Origin of the sequence: Mesorhizobium sp. M0715 (assembly GCF_040320355.1) — a bacterium.
Taxonomy (GTDB): Bacteria; Pseudomonadota; Alphaproteobacteria; order Rhizobiales; family Rhizobiaceae; genus Mesorhizobium.
Map to the genome: position 1 here is coordinate 154,229 of NZ_JAMYPL010000010.1, position 14,987 is coordinate 169,215.

General features: G+C 60.8%; 10 protein-coding genes. 9 read left to right on the plus strand and 1 reads right to left on the minus strand.

From position 1 onward, the window contains the following. Positions 1–3 precede the first annotated feature (3 nt). Positions 4–1,230 (minus strand): iron-containing alcohol dehydrogenase, encoded by a 1,227-nt coding sequence (locus NKI21_RS15135; protein WP_352440671.1) that lies wholly within the window; start codon positions 1,228–1,230, stop codon positions 4–6. A 177-nt stretch (positions 1,231–1,407) separates the two neighbouring features. Here NKI21_RS15135 and NKI21_RS15140 point away from each other — a divergent pair, with 177 nt between their 5' ends. From NKI21_RS15140 to NKI21_RS15180, 9 genes are all read left to right on the plus strand, one after another. Further along, positions 1,408–2,109 carry a GntR family transcriptional regulator gene (locus tag NKI21_RS15140; RefSeq protein WP_352440670.1) on the plus strand — a complete coding sequence of 234 codons (702 nt, stop codon included), beginning with the start codon at positions 1,408–1,410 and terminating at the stop codon, positions 2,107–2,109. An 11-nt stretch (positions 2,110–2,120) separates the two neighbouring features. Beyond that, a complete protein-coding gene (locus NKI21_RS15145) occupies positions 2,121–3,713 on the plus strand; it encodes a sugar ABC transporter ATP-binding protein (RefSeq protein ID WP_352440669.1) in 1,593 nt (530 codons plus the stop codon). Then, positions 3,710–4,699: an ABC transporter permease gene (locus tag NKI21_RS15150; protein WP_352440793.1), complete on the plus strand. Its 990-nt coding sequence runs from the start codon at positions 3,710–3,712 to the stop codon at positions 4,697–4,699. Before NKI21_RS15145 ends, NKI21_RS15150 begins: the two co-directional genes overlap by 4 nt. 54 nt (positions 4,700–4,753) lie before the next feature. Continuing rightward, positions 4,754–5,704 carry a substrate-binding domain-containing protein gene (locus NKI21_RS15155; protein WP_023808960.1) on the plus strand — a complete coding sequence of 317 codons (951 nt, stop codon included), beginning with the start codon at positions 4,754–4,756 and terminating at the stop codon, positions 5,702–5,704. Positions 5,705–5,776: 72 nt separating this feature from the next. Beyond that, positions 5,777–6,370: a DJ-1/PfpI family protein gene (locus tag NKI21_RS15160; protein ID WP_013533129.1), complete on the plus strand. Its 594-nt coding sequence runs from the start codon at positions 5,777–5,779 to the stop codon at positions 6,368–6,370. Positions 6,371–7,683: 1,313 nt separating this feature from the next. Then, complete coding sequence (locus NKI21_RS15165; RefSeq protein ID WP_023808959.1) at positions 7,684–10,419, plus strand: non-ribosomal peptide synthetase; 2,736 nt, start codon at positions 7,684–7,686, stop codon at positions 10,417–10,419. Next, on the plus strand, positions 10,416–11,399 hold the full coding sequence (gene nadE / locus NKI21_RS15170) for an NAD(+) synthase (RefSeq protein WP_032908690.1): 984 nt from the start codon (positions 10,416–10,418) through the stop codon (positions 11,397–11,399). Before NKI21_RS15165 ends, nadE begins: the two co-directional genes overlap by 4 nt. Before the next feature lie 3 nt (positions 11,400–11,402). Further along, a complete protein-coding gene (asnB, locus tag NKI21_RS15175) occupies positions 11,403–13,424 on the plus strand; it encodes an asparagine synthase (glutamine-hydrolyzing) (RefSeq protein WP_023808957.1) in 2,022 nt (673 codons plus the stop codon). Further along, entirely contained in the window at positions 13,421–14,974 is a 1,554-nt protein-coding gene (locus NKI21_RS15180) for a class I adenylate-forming enzyme family protein (RefSeq protein ID WP_031212342.1), read from the plus strand. The genes asnB and NKI21_RS15180 overlap by 4 nt, the downstream gene beginning before the upstream one ends. The last annotated feature ends 13 nt before the right edge of the window (positions 14,975–14,987 follow it).

The window sequence follows — 14,987 nt, forward strand, 5'->3', positions numbered from 1 at the left end:
TTTTCACATAACGCAGGCGGCGAGGTCGCCGTCATGGGCAGCCTGAACGAGGCGTCGCATCGTGCCGAGATCGAAGGCACGCGGATTGTTCTTGATCAGGCGGTCGATGCCGAGCGCTTGCTCGGCGGTCCAGTCAAGCTTATCGGCAGGGAGGCCTAGATCCGCCAGTGTTGGCGTAATGCCGATCGCCGCGAACAATCGCCTGATCTCCTCGATTGTGGCGGCTGCCATCTGGGCGGTGGTTCTCGCCTTCGTCTCCAAGCCAAGTGCCGCGCCGATCTCTGCCATCTCGTCAGCGGCGACGCGGCTGTTATAGGTCATTACGTAAGGCATCATTGTCGCCACGCCCAAACCATGGGCGGTGTGGGTGAGGGCGCCTGCCGGATATTGCACGGCATGCGCCGCCGCCGTGCCGGCAGTGCCGAATGCGCAGCCCGCTGCCAGAGCGCCCATCATGACATCGGCACGCGCGTCGGCATCGGCGCCGTCGCTGCAGGCTTTCTCCAGACTCCGGCCAAGCAGTTTTATCGCGAGCAACGCGAAATGGTCGGTCAGGTCAGTCTTGCCGATGAAGACATGCTGTTGCGGCAGATTGGGGTCTTCACCGCGCCGCATGGCGGTGAAGGCCTCGATCGCATGGGTCAAAGCGTCAGCGCCGGCGATCGCGGTCAGGCCAGGGGGGCAGGTCATTGTCAGTTCGGGGTCGCACAGGGCGACTGCGGCGATAAGGTGAGGGCTCGATATGCCGACCTTGAGCGTCCGGTCCGGGTCGGAAATCACCGCGACCGGCGTCACCTCGGAGCCGGTGCCGGCCGTGGTGGGTACGGCGATCAGCGGCAGCGTCGGACCCGGCACCTTGAACTCCCCGTAATAGTCCTGGAGCTTGCCGCCATGGCTGAGAAGCAGCGTGGTGCATTTGGCGAAATCGAGACAGCTGCCGCCGCCGATGCCGATCACCATGTCCGGTCTGAACCCCTTCGCTTCCTCGACACAGATGCCGACCGTGTCGCGTGGCACGTCGGGCAGAACGCGGTCATGCACAAGGACTTCGATCGAGGCTGATTGAAGGGACTTGATGATGTCGACGAATACCGTTGTGCCCGCGAAACGCTCATCGGTGCAGACCAGCGCACGTTGGCCGAACCGGGCGGCGACCGTCGGCAGCACATGGCGCTGCCCTTTCCCGAACAGGATTTCACGCGGCAACCGCAGGGCGGCGAAGAGGGTCATGATCGGTCCTTTGACGGCGGCTGACTGGAAACGGAGGCATTGAACTGGGCTTGGGATCGGACGGTCTAAGCGCGTGTCTCTCGCCCCTAAAACATATCCGCTTTAAAATCGTATAGGATATAGGATTGCATCGACGGAACCATCGTGTTAGCAGTCCTGACTGTCAAGAGGCAAAATATGCACACCGCAAACTTACCCGACCCAAGCGACGCCACCATTGGAGTTGGTCGCATCCAGCGCGCCAACAGTCTCGTCGAAGATGTCTATGAAGCCATCTTCGCGCAGTTGATGGCGCTGAAAATCCCGCCAGGCTCACGTATTACAGTCGATAGCCTGGTCAAGGAATTCAACGTCTCGCACACGCCGATCCGCGAAGCCCTTGGCCGGCTCGAAGGCGAAGGCCTCGTCCTCAAGACGCATTTGATCGGTTATCGTGCTGCACCCCAGATCACCCGGCGCCGTTTCGACGAATTGTACGAAATGCGTCTGCTGCTCGAACCGCATGGCGCCGCAAAGGCCGCCGTAATGATGGACGAGGCCAAGTTCAATGTGTTGCTCGAAGCCGCCGGCGTGATGTCACGCCGCGACGGCAAGGATGATCGCGTACGCTATTCGAACTTCGCCAGGCAGGATGCGATCTTCCACGACAAGATCTTGGAGTTTTCTCAAAACGAACTCATCCGAGAGACGTTGGGCCACCAGCACACGCACTTCCACATCTTCCGCCTGATGTTTCATGCACGTGTGACCGAGGAGGCACTTGACGAACATGAGGCGATTCTTGCCGCGTTCGGCTCTGCCGATCCCGATGCCGCCGCAAAGGCGATGCGCATCCATATAGAGCACTCGCGCGATCGCCTGCTCCCGGCATTCGATTGAGGTCGGAACGGATGTCTATTGCCGCTAATATCGCCGGGGAGGGCGGGAGCACGTTGTCCAGCAATGCGCATGGTTCGCTCGAACCGGTGCTGCGCGCCCAGCAATTGTCCAAGCAATACGGCCCGGTGACGGTGTTGTCGGACGTCACTTTGGACATCCTGCCCGGTGAGGTCCACGCCATCATTGGCGAGAACGGTGCCGGCAAGTCGACGTTGATGCGGCTGCTGTCCGGCTATGTCGAGCCAAGCCATGGCACATTGTCGATGAACGGACACGCGGTGAAATTTGCCAAGCCCAGCCAGGCACAGGATGCCGGTATCGCCTTGGTCCATCAGGAGATCCTGCTCGCAGAGGGGCTCACGGTCACCGACAATCTGTTTCTCGGGCGAGAGCTTTCGCGTGGCCTTGTCGTGGATGACCGCACCATGCGCCGGCTGGCGGCCGACAAACTGGCGCAGATCGGCTGCGCGGTCTCGCCAAGGGCACTGGTGCGAGACGTCTCGCTGGCAGACCGGCAGATGGTGCAGATCGCTCGTGCTCTGCTTGACGACTATAAATTGGTTATCTTCGACGAGCCGACCGCCGTTCTGACCGGTGGCGAGGTCGAGCGCCTTCTGGAGATCGTCCTGCGACTGAAGGCTCACGGCACCGCCGTGCTGTATATCAGCCACCGGTTGGACGAGGTGCAACGGGTCGCCGACAAAGTGACCGTTCTGCGCGACGGCAAGATGGTCGGCACCTATCCCGGCAAGACGCTGAGCCAGATGGATATGGCGCGGTTGATGGTCGGTCGCGAACTGGCCGCACTCTATCCTGAAAGGACCGCAGCGCCTTCGGATGTACCGATGCTGAGCGTGAGGAACGCCTCCGTTCCCGGCTATGCGGAGGACGTGTCGTTCACGGTCCACAAAGGCGAGATCCTCGGGTTCGCCGGCATGGTCGGCGCAGGTCGAACTGAACTCTTCGAGGGCATTATCGGCCTGCGCCCGGCGGCCGCCAAGGTCGAACTTGAGGGCAAGTCGATCCATTTCCAATCGCCGCGCGCGGCGATCGACGCCGGCGTCGGTTACCTGACCGAGGATCGCAAGGGCAAGGGACTGCTGCTGCAGGAGCGCCTGGCGCCTAACCTGACGCTGTCGGCGCTCGGTTTGTTCCATCCCGGCCTCTCGATGGGTCGGCGCCGCGAAGCGGAGGCCTTGGAACAGGCCGTGGAGACATATGACATCAGGCTGAAGAGCCTCGGCGCCAAGGCGGGCCAGCTTTCCGGGGGCAATCAGCAGAAGCTGCTGCTGGCGAAGGTGCTGCTGACCGATCCTTCGGTGGTCATTATCGACGAGCCCACGCGTGGCATCGACATCGCCAACAAGGCGCAGATCTATGCCTTCATCCAGGAGCTTGTGGCCAAGGGCAAGGCCTGCATCGTCATCTCTTCGGAGATGCAGGAACTGATCGGCATCTGCGACCGCATCCTGGTGATGCGCGAAGGCCGCATCACCGGCGAGGTCAGCGGCGCCGAAATGACCGAAAGCAACGTGGCGGTACTGGCGACCAGTGGCCCCAAGCCAGGGCTAAAAGCCAAGGGAGGCACAGAATGGCTGTCATGACCGAATCCGCACCCAGGCGTCGCCCCCTGGATCTCAATGTCAGTTGGACCGACATCGGGCCCTTCCTTGCGCTGGCGGCCCTCCTGGTCGTGGGTTACCTCATCAACCCCGATTTCCTGTCCGCCACCAATCTCGCCAACGTCATCACCCGCAGCGCCTTCATCGCCATTATCGCGGTCGGCGCGACATTTGTGATCTCGTCCGGCGGGCTCGATCTTTCCGTCGGCTCGATGGCCGCCTTCATCACCGGCATCACCATCATGTTCATGAACACGGTGGCCCCGCATGCCGGTATCTGGGCTATTCCCGCCGGCATGGCGGTGGCGATCCTGGTCGGCCTGCTGTGCGGGCTTGCCAACGGCCTCATCGTCACGGTCGGCAGGATCGAACCGTTTATCGCCACGCTGGGCACGATGGGGATTTTCCGGGCGCTGATAACCTATCTGACCGACGGCGGCACGATACCGATCGACCGATCGCTGCGCGAGGCCTACCGGCCTGTCTATTTCGGCACGGTTGCCGGCATCCCGGTTCCTATCCTCATATCCGTCGCCGTCGCCGCGGCCGCATCCTTCATCCTGTACAAGATGAAATACGGCCGCAAATGCGCGGCGGTCGGCGCCAATGAGGATGTCGCCCGTTATTCCGGCATCTCGGTGATCAGGACACGGACCGTGGCCTATATCGTCCAGGGTGCCTGCGTGGCCATTGCCGCGATCTGCTACGTGCCGCGCCTGGGCGCTGCAACGCCGACGACCGGACAGCTTTGGGAACTGCAGGTCATCACAGCCGTGGTGATCGGCGGCACCGCGCTGCGCGGCGGCAAGGGCCATGTGTGGGGAACAGTCGCCGGCGCCGTCATCCTGGAGCTCATCGCCAACCTCATGGTGCTGTCGGACTTCGTCTCGGAATACCTCGTTGCCGCTGTTCAGGGCGTCATCATCATCATCGCCATGCTCATCCAGCGGTTTTCGAATTCGAAATAGCGCCGCGTCCGGACCACGCGGATCAACGTTCTTATAGGTCCAAGGGAGAAGACAATGTTCAGTAGAAAATGGATTGCGGCGGCGACACTTGGCGCGCTGCTGCTGGCCGGTCAGGCCATGGCGCAAGACAAGAAGGTCATCGCGGTGTCGATACCGGCAGCCGACCACGGTTGGACGGCGGGCATCGTCTATCACGCACAGGCGGCGGCCAAGGAAATCAACGCCGCGTTCCCGAACGTCGAAGTGGTCGTGAAGACGTCGCCGTCCGCGGCGGAGCAGGTCAGCGCGCTTGAGGACCTGTCGGCCAGCCGCAAGCTGGATGCTTTGGTGATCCTGCCTTACAGCTCGGAAGAGCTGACTCAGCCGGTCAAGGCTATCAAGGACATGGGCACGTTCATTACCGTCGTCGATCGCGGTCTGACTGACGCCTCCGTCCAGGATCTTTACCTCGCGGGCGACAATATCGCGGTTGGCACCAACACAGCCAAGTTCATGATCGACAAGCTCGGCGGCAAGGGCGACGTCGTTGTGCTGCGCGGCATTCCGACCGTCATCGACGACGAGCGCATCAAGGGCTTCCAGGACACGATCAAGGGTACGAACCTGAAAGTCCTCGACATCCAGTACGCGCATTGGAACAGCGACGAGGCCTTCAAGCTGATGCAGGACTATCTGGCCAAGTACCCGCATATCGATGCGGTCTGGGCCAATGACGACGACATGCTGCTTGGCGTGCTCGAAGCGGTCAAGCAATCGGGCCGGACCGATATCAAGCTGGCGCTCGGTGGCAACGGCATGAAGGACATCGTCAAGAAGGTGATCGACGGCGACGCCATGACGCCGGTCGAGACGCCATATCCGCCGTCGATGATCAAGACCGCGATCTACATGACCGTCGCCAACCTGATCGGCCAGGCACCCGTCCGTGGCACCGTCAAGCTCGACGCGCCGTTGATCACCCAAGCCAACGCCAAGGAATACTATTTCCCCGACTCGCCATTCTAACCCTATCCGATTTCACCGAAAGGCAGGGCGCGGTCCGCGCACTGCCTAGCTCAAACACTGAGAGGAAGAGCCATGCCAGGCAAGAAGATACTGATGCTGACCGGTGAGTTCACCGAAGAATACGAAATCTTTGTCTATCAGCAAGCCATGGAAGCCGTCGGTCACACCATCCACGTGGTGTGCCCAGACAAGAACGCCGGAGATCTGATCAAGACCTCGCTGCACGACTTCGAGGGCGACCAGACCTACACCGAAAAGCTCGGCCACTATGCGCTGATCAACAAGACTTTCTCGGAAGCCGAGAGGCAGCTCGATCAATATCATGCCGTCTACTGCGCGGGCGGCCGCGGCCCGGAATACATCCGCACCGACAAGCGCGTGCAGGCCATCGTGCGCCATTTCCACGAGGCCAAGAAGCCGATCTTCACCATCTGCCACGGTGTGCAGATCCTGATCGCTGTTGACGGCGTGGTGCGTGGCAAGAAGGTCGCAGCACTCGGCGCCTGCGAGCCTGAGGTGACACTGGCGGGTGGCACCTATATCGACCTGTCGCCGACCGAGGCCTATGTGGACGGGACAATGGTTTCTGCCAAAGGCTGGACGGCGCTTGCTGCGTTCATCCGCGAATGTCTGAAGGTGCTGGGAACGGAAATCCGCCACGCATAAGCTTCTGGAACCGACGCATTTCGCCAAGGGATGCGTCGGTTGCTTTCAACAGCGCATCCATATCCATAAGTTCGATCGGGATCGCGGCTCCCGAGCACAACGATATAGGCGAGATGCTCAAGGGTCGCCGCCTGGTTGCGCTGCTTTCGTCCTTCTTGTTTCACTGATCGCGGTAGTGCTGTTCGACATGCTGGCGCGCGGCGTTGTTTCAGCGTCCGGATTAGAGGTCGTGTCGTCGACCGTGCGGCCCGTCGTCGCCCCGAGGCCATCACGCTCGGTGCCGAGGCCCGGTGAACAAGTTCTCATAAAACCTTCTGACAACCGTTCGATCGGCGCTCAGGCTCGACGTCACTATGAAAGCGGGATGCGCCTGAGTTCAGGCCTGCGTCAGTGAATATGGCATCGCGGATAACCAATAGTCTCTGGCGTCCGGGTTGGTCATCGGCCTAACGAAAAGAACGGCGTCTAGGAACGATTCCGGCCGGCTGCCGTTGCCTAACATTAGCTATCTCTTATGGAATCTGCGAAATGCCGCTGTGTCAGAATCTATGCCCTCTTGAAATGACATTCAAATGCCCGCGTTGCGGATTGGCTTTGCTGAAACCCGGGCGCTGGTTTCAGGTTGCATCCAAATATCGCTGCGAGGGGTGTCACAGCGAAATCCGGATCACTTATCCCGACAAGATTGCACTATTCCAGAAGTATGCGGCTTCGCAACGCGAGGGTCCATCTCCGCCAAAGCATAGCTCAGTCCTGGCCAAGTCATTCAGCGGCTAGGCCATGGTCCTGCCAGGGCAGTCTGAACGCTGACTGCCGGCGGTAGTGCTGCCTGTTGCATGGAACGAAATCCGTTCCTTGCGGTTGGGAGTTCATGCCTCCAGCTACACGCAATTGAGCCGGCCATGCCCTGCAGTCAGGAGCAGTGATGCAAACATACCTGGTAGAGCAAATGGAAGGGGACGACGTAGTTGCGGCGAGTAATGTCAATGCGTCCAGCCCGTTCACGGCGGCGACTATATCAACAGGACGCCAGGTTACCCTGCGGACATGGGAAAACAACTGGGTTCGTGTCACGGATGAGCTTGGAGGAGAAGTATTCGCATATTGCTTCGTTTCAGGCGCCGGCGAAGCGGACAGCAGCGCACAGCCCGACACCTCGGTAAGGTAGTCCCACAGCCCGGGCGGGCGCAGGCTTGCATGCTCAACTTCGAACGATTCAAGCGATCAAGACCGCCTGGCGCATCATCCGAATGATTGATGAAAAGATCATGCCGCGGGGCGATAAGCGGCAACAATCCTAGCGTGGGGCCCTTATGTCTCTGGCGCATTTAGAATCTTCGAGGGCGATTCGAACGGTGCAGACTGACTACCAACCGGTGGTCTCTTGTCGATGGTCAAAAGTTCCCGATCATGCTCTTGACGAGGGCGGGCCCGTTCTACGTCTGCATCAACGGATGGGAACTGGCTTCGTCGACATTCCGGTCTTTGATCACCTGAGGGAAATCGCCGGGCATTATTCCGAAAAATTAGCCGCCAGCGACGGCACCAACCGACTGACCTATTCCGAGCTTTTTCGGGCGGTCGAGGCCTTGGCCAGCCGGATTGAAGCCGTCGTTCCCGACGGAAATGCGGTTGGAATACTTCAGGCCAACTCGGTCTGGTACACAGTTGCGATGCTGGCCAGCATGGCATCCGGTCGACCGTCAGTACCGCTTAACGTGCGAGATCCGGACTCGCGCATCAACGAAATCGTCGCCGACGCGAGGCTCTCCGCCATAATTGGCGACAAAGGCATCCATGGCCTTGATCTGCCCCAGCACGTTGCCCGGATCGAGATAGCGCAATCGTTGCAGGCAACGCTTCGTCCAGCTGAACACCGTACCGTTTCTGTCGATGCACCGGCAATGGTGCTTTATACCTCCGGCAGCACGGGCCGCCCCAAGGGGATTGTCAACAGCCAGCGGAGCTTGCTGTGCCGAGTGCAGCAATATGTCGACGCCTGCCACATCAATGCGCAGGATGTTTTCCTGCCCCTGACCGGCCCGGCAACCATCGCCGGTTGCCGGGAAATCCTTGCTGCTCTTCTTACGGGTGCTACGTTGCAGCTTGTGGAGGTCGAAGCCGTCGGCCTGCGCTCGGTTCGCGGCCGCATGCAATCGGAAGGCGTGACGATCACGTATCTGGTGCCGGCATTGCTTCGCGCTCTCCTGGCGGATGAGCCCGCGGACGCCTTTGGTTCACTCAGGGTTGCCCGAATTGGAGGCGAGAAGGTGTCCTCGGCCGACATCCGCCTGGTGCGCAAGGCTGTCCCGCCAACTTGCCTGGTGCAGATCGGCTATTCATCGACGGAAACGACTGGATCGCAGTGGTTCTTGCCGCACGATTGGCCGGAATTCGATTCCTCAGCTCCCGTCGGTTGGCTGCTTCCGGGAATCAGCTTCGCAATTGTCGATGAAGAGGGTTACCCGGTTCAGCCCGGCAAGATCGGAGAACTGTTGATCAGAAGCCCGTATGTCGCACTCGGATATTGGGAAAACGGGGCAGTTGTTCCGTTTGAAATAGATCCCGCCGACCAGACGCTTCGTATCTTTGCAACGGGCGATCTTGTGCAAATTGGGAGTGATGGCCTGTTGCGGATCATCGGTCGCAAAGGGCGCCAGATAAAGGTCAATGGGCGGCGCGTTGAGCCGGCCGAACTCGAACGGGTTCTGCGTGGCGCGCCGTCGGTGAAGGATGCCGTGGTTATCGTCACCCCGGCGAATGAACTGGTTGCGTTCGCCGTACCGCACGGCAGGGCGGGAGTCAGTTTTTGCGACGAGCTGCGCCAATTTGCCAGGACAAAATTGCCGCCGGCGCTTTGCCCGCTGCGGCTCCATGCAAGCGCCGAGATACCGCGGCTGGCCAGCGGAAAGATCGATATGGCAATGCTGGCTGCAATCGACCTTTCGGTGCGGGAAACAACGCCCCCACCGCAAATCGCCCATGCGGGAAATGAAGTTCCTGCTCATCAGATCGTACGGCGTGCCTGGACCAAGGTCCTTAAAACGCGGGTCGCACTGGGGTGCTGGGATGAAGCGGGGGGAGATTCGCTGAAGCTGCTGCATTGCGTGATGGAAATCGAAAGCGCGATCGGGCAAGAGCTCGGATTGGAAGCCTTCACGGTTGGAATGAGCTTCGATGAGATGGTTGCAGCGGTCATTTCCGCTCAAGGAGGCGGAGAGCACGCGCCCGCCTGGAAACACGAGCCTCCGCTGCTTTTCCTTTTCCCCGGGTCGGTCGGCTATGGTCCGAGCCTTGCTTCGTTCGCATCAGCAATAAGCAAGGTCGCCAGGGTGTCTCCCATCAGATATCCGGCCCTGGGCATGATCCTGCAAGGTCAGAACACTGTCGCCGCAATGGTCGAAGCTGCAATTGATCATATCAACCGCGTGCAGCCGACCGGCTGTGTTCGCCTCCTTGGCCACTCGCTCGGAGGAGCGGTCGCTTTTGAGGTTGCCGCGCGTCTGCTTGATCAAGGGCGAGCGGTAGCGTTCACGGGCATTCTGGATACCAGCCTGGTTGGCGAGCGCAGCAAGCGTTGGGAGACCATTACCCGGACATTTCACCGGATCCGAACCAATCGTATATCGGCTAGTCGGGTGGCGTGTCGCGCGCTTGCCAAGGTCGCGGTCAAAATGCACTGCGAATCCCGGCTTGCCGGCTTCCTCGACCGCTATGCCGAGGGTCAGTTCAATCCGACGAGCTTCAGAACCAAACTGGAACTGCAGGAGGTTCTGCGGGCGCGGGCCTTCTTCCAATGGCTGACAGAACCTAGGCCGATACTGCCGATCACCGGCACCTTGTTCCGTTGCGCGCGGCCCGGAATGCCCCTTGCACTCGGGTGGGATCGGGCATTCGTCCATCTGGACGTCATTCCGATCGCCGGCACCCACATCGACATGGTCGTGGAGCCTCATCTGACCGTCAATCGCCCACTCATCGAAAACGCTGTGACCGAGACCTACTCTTCAATCGAGTCACGCAAACAGGAGGCAGTGTCATCGACCTGATCGGCGAATTCAGCAGCGATGTGCTGGCGCTCGATGCCCGGCTGGAGATCGATCGCATCGTCGAGACTTTGCGCGAACAGGTTCTCGGCACACAACGGCGTCGCGGAGTGGTCGTCGGGCTCTCCGGAGGCATCGACAGTTCGGTCGTCGCAACGGTGTGCGCACGGGCGTTCGGAAAGTACAAGGTACTGGGCCTGTTCATGCCGGAGCGCGATTCGTCAGGCGACTCGTTGAGGCTTGGCCGCAGCGTCGCTGGGCAGCTTGGCATCGACACCATCCTTGAAGATATCGAGCCGGCGCTCGAAGGCATTGGCGCCTACGCCCGACAGATCGAGGCCATCCGAACTGCCGTCCCTGGATATGGCGAAGGCTGGAAATGCAAGCTGGTCATGGCATCGGTGCTGGAGAGCAGCGGCCTCAATATCACGCGCCTTACGGTCGAGGATCCGGACGGAAAGATCGACACCGTGCGTCTGTCGCCGGCGGCTTACCTGCAGATCGTCGCTGCTACCAACTACAAGCAGCGGGTTCGCAAGATGACCGAATATTATCATGCGGACCGCCTCAACTATGCAGTGGCAGGCACGCCAAACCGGCTCGAATACGACCAGGGCTTCTTCGTCAAGCAGGGCGACGGCGTCGCCGATGTGATGCCTATCGTCCATCTCTACAAGACCCAGGTTTACCAGCTGGCGGAATATCTCGGGATTGACACGGAGGTCCGAACAAGGCCGCCGACCACGGACACGTTTTCCATGGCGCAAACCCAGGAGGAGTTCTACTTCGCCTTGCCCTATCAGTTAATGGATTTGTGCCTCTACGGCATGAATCACGGAATTTCGGCCGGCGCGGTCGCCGCCGCCGCCGGCCTCACGGCCGAGCAGGTCGAGAAGGTCTATAAGGATATCGTCAGCAAACGCCGCGCCGCACGCTACCTTCACGCACGGCCGCAGCTGTCCGCTGCGATGGACAGGGATTGACCCATGTGCGGCATCGCCGGAATTGTGGCGCTGAAAGCGGCTGCGGAGCCTCCGTCACGAGCCGCGCTTCTGAGAATGGCAGCCGCGCTCTCCCATCGAGGTCCGGACGAAAGCGGCCTTTACCGCGACAAGCGAGCGGGGCTGGCGCATACCCGCCTGTCGGTCATCGATCTCTCGACCGGACAGCAGCCTCTCGCCGACACAGGCAATACCACCTGGATCGTGTTCAACGGCGAGATCTTCAACTACGTCGAGTTGCGTGACCAACTCATAGCCCTGGGACATCGTTTCCGCACCCGCAGCGATACGGAGGTCGTCGTGCATGCCTACCGCGCCTGGGGCGTGGGCGCGTTCGAGCGGCTGAACGGGCAGTGGGCACTCGCCATCTGGGACTCGCTGACAGGCCGCCTCGTCCTGTCGCGCGACCGGTTCGGCATCTGCCCGCTGCATTTGTGCGAACACGCTGGCCGCCTGCATTTCGCCAGCGAAGTTAAGGCCATCTTCGCAGCCGACCCGGCGATACCGCGGGCCTTCGATCCGGCGGGGGTCGACCAGACTTTCACGCTGTGGACCGTCGTACCGCCGCAAGGCGTATTTCAGGGAGTACAGGAACTTACCCCCGGCCATGTCCGCATCTACGACAATGGCAGCGTTCGTGAGCAGGCTTTCTGGAAACCTTGCTATCCCGAGAGCGAGGACCTGTCCCATGGCACCTTCAGGGGCTCGCTGGAGGATGCGGTGGACGAAGTGCGCGGCGCCTTGCAGGCCGCGACGGCGCTTAGGATGGTGAAGGCGGATGTGCCGGTCGGCTGCTACCTTTCCGGCGGGCTCGACAGCTCACTTGTCGCCATGCTCGGGAGGCGCTTCGCCGGCGCGCCGTTCCAGACTTTCTCGTTGCGTTTTGCTGACGCCGAATATGATGAAACCCGTTACCAGCGGCTGGTTGCAAGTGCGAGCGGCGGCGAGCACCACGAGGTGATGGTTTCGCGCAGTGACATCGCCGACATCTTCCCAGATGTGATCCGTCACGCCGAGCGTCCGATTCTCAGGACGGCGCCGGCGCCGTTGTTCCTTCTCTCGAGGCTGGTGCGCGAACATGGCATCAAGGTCGTGCTGACCGGCGAAGGGGCCGACGAGATGTTCGCCGGCTACGACCTGTTCCGGGAAGGCAAGGTCCGCCGCTTCTGGGGGCGGCAGCCCGCCTCTGCCCGACGCGCGCGACTGCTGGAACGCCTCTACCCTTATCTGAGCCGCTCGCCGGTCAAGCAGCAGGCGATGGCGCGCCAGTTCTTTGGACATGGTATCCATGCATTTGGCGCGCCCGGCTTCGCGCATGATACCCGCTGGCGCACCACCAGCGCCATCAAACGGCTGTTCTCGGCCGACATGCACGCCGAAACGGCGCGTCACGACGTGGTGGCGGACCTGCTCTGCCGCCTGCCCGAAGAGTTTCAACGATGGGGTCCTCTCGCGCAGGACCAGTATCTTGAGATCAGGACGCTGATGTCGGGCTACCTGCTCTCCTCGCAGGGAGACAGGATGCTGATGGCCCATTCCGTCGAAGGGCGGTTCCCGTTCCTGGACGACAGGCTGGTGGCCTTGGCGAATTCGCTACCGGCCGACTACAAGCTGCGCATTCTGGATGAGAAACACGTGCTGAAGCGTGTGGCGAAATCGATCGTGCCCGCGGAAGTCGTGGCCCGCAAGAAGCAACCCTACCGGGCGCCCAACGCACTTTGCTTCATCGGCGATAGCGCACCCGCCTATGTCCGCGAAGCACTCTCGGAGACTGCCCTGCGCGCGGCGAATGTCTTTGATCCGAACTCGGTCGCGCGCCTGCTGGACAAATGCGCTGCCAAGACCGGCGATGGGGATCTGTCCAACTCGGACAACATGGCGTTGGTCGGCGTGCTGTCGACGCAGCTCCTCCATCAGCAGTTTGTCGCAAGCCGCCCTTCGAGCGGGTGTGCGGTCGACCTCAGGATAGATGTCGATCACCTGCACAGGCAAGAGGTGCTGGTATGATGCATGGCGCCGTCCCTCTGCTGCACGACTACCTCAGCCATTCGGCCGGCCGGCTCGGCGACAAGGTGGCGCTGGTGTGCGGCGGGCACCGGCTCGCCTATGATGAGCTTGAGACACGTTCCAACGCGGTCGCCCATCATCTCGTCACGTCCGGGGTCGCCCCCGGTGACCGCGTCATGATCTTCGCCGACAACACCGTCGAGACCGTGGTCAGCTTCTGGGCGGTTCTCAAGGCGAGCGCCGTTGTGTGCGTCGTCAATCCGCTCACCAAGAGCGACAAGCTGGGGTATTTGCTCAACGATTGCCTGCCGGCGGCATTGATCACCGACAAACATTTGCAGCCGATCTTTACTGAGCCGGCGCGTAACTGTCCGTCGCTGCGGCGGCTCATCGTCTCCGGTCAGGTGGACGACGCCGAGCTCCGGGGATTGCCGCATGCCGTGCGCTGGGATGAGGCGGCTGCCGGCCACGGCAAAGCGCCGGCCCGCCGCCGCATCGATATCGATCTCGCAGCCATCATCTACACGTCGGGCTCGACCGGCGAACCCAAAGGCGTGATGCTGACACACAGGAACATGATGGCAGCCTGCGCGTCTATCGCCTCGTACCTCGAGCTTGGCGAAGACGACGTGATCCTCAATGTCTTGCCCCTGGCCTTCGATTACGGCCTCTATCAGATGATAATGGCATTCCGTACCGGGGCGCGGTTGGTCCTCGAGCGCTCGTTTGCCTTCCCCGCACAGATACTTGCGATCATCGAAAGGGAGAGAGTTACAGGCTTTCCCGGCGTGCCGACCATCTTTGCCGCGCTGTCGGATCTCAAGACGCTGAAGGCAAATGATTTTGCAAGCATAAGGTATGTCACGAACACTGCTGCGGCACTGCCGCTCAAGCACATTCGCCTGCTCCAGGAACTGTTTGCCGATGCCCGGATCTATTCGATGTACGGCCTGACCGAATGCAAACGCTGCACCTATCTTCCGCCGGAAGATCTTGCGCGAAAACCGTTGAGCGTGGGGATCGCCATCCCGAACACCGAAATGTGGATTGTCGATGAGGATGACCGAAAGGTCGGTCCCAATGTCGTCGGCCAGTTGGTCATCCGCGGAGCAACGGTCATGAAGGGCTACTGGGGTAAGCCGGAGGCTACCGCGAGGAAGCTCAAGCCTGGCCCTTTGCCCGGCGAGCAGGTTCTGTACACCGGCGACTACTGCCGAATGGACGAGGAAGGGTACCTCTATTTTGTCGGCCGCAGCGATGAGATCATAAAATCGCGGGGAGAAAAGGTGGCGCCTAGGGAAGTCGAAAACGTGCTGATGGAAATCCCGGGAGTACGGGAAGCCGCGGTTGTCGGAGTTCCCGACGACCTGCTGGGGCAAGCAGTGAAAGCGTTTGTCGTCATGGAGCAAGGAACGATCATAGGCGAAAAGCAGCTGCGGATGGAATGTCAGAAGCGGTTGGAAAACTTCATGATTCCGAAGTCCATCCAAATTGTGTCCAGTCTACCGATGACGGACACGGGCAAGCTCAAGAAAATAGCGCTGTCATAAAGCGATACCTGGA

Bases quoted from the DNA above. Each gene is read 5' to 3' on its own strand.
- NKI21_RS15135 (WP_352440671.1), bottom strand. From the start codon at position 1,230: ATGACCCTCTTCGCCGCCCTGCGGTTGCCGCGTGAAATCCTGTTCGGG.
- NKI21_RS15150 (WP_352440793.1), top strand. From the start codon at position 3,710: ATGACCGAATCCGCACCCAGGCGTCGCCCCCTGGATCTCAATGTCAGT.
- NKI21_RS15145 (WP_352440669.1), top strand. From the start codon at position 2,121: ATGTCTATTGCCGCTAATATCGCCGGGGAGGGCGGGAGCACGTTGTCC.
- NKI21_RS15140 (WP_352440670.1), top strand. From the start codon at position 1,408: ATGCACACCGCAAACTTACCCGACCCAAGCGACGCCACCATTGGAGTT.
- asnB (WP_023808957.1), top strand. From the start codon at position 11,403: ATGTGCGGCATCGCCGGAATTGTGGCGCTGAAAGCGGCTGCGGAGCCT.
- NKI21_RS15165 (WP_023808959.1), top strand. From the start codon at position 7,684: ATGTCTCTGGCGCATTTAGAATCTTCGAGGGCGATTCGAACGGTGCAG.
- NKI21_RS15180 (WP_031212342.1), top strand. From the start codon at position 13,421: ATGATGCATGGCGCCGTCCCTCTGCTGCACGACTACCTCAGCCATTCG.
- NKI21_RS15160 (WP_013533129.1), top strand. From the start codon at position 5,777: ATGCCAGGCAAGAAGATACTGATGCTGACCGGTGAGTTCACCGAAGAA.
- NKI21_RS15155 (WP_023808960.1), top strand. From the start codon at position 4,754: ATGTTCAGTAGAAAATGGATTGCGGCGGCGACACTTGGCGCGCTGCTG.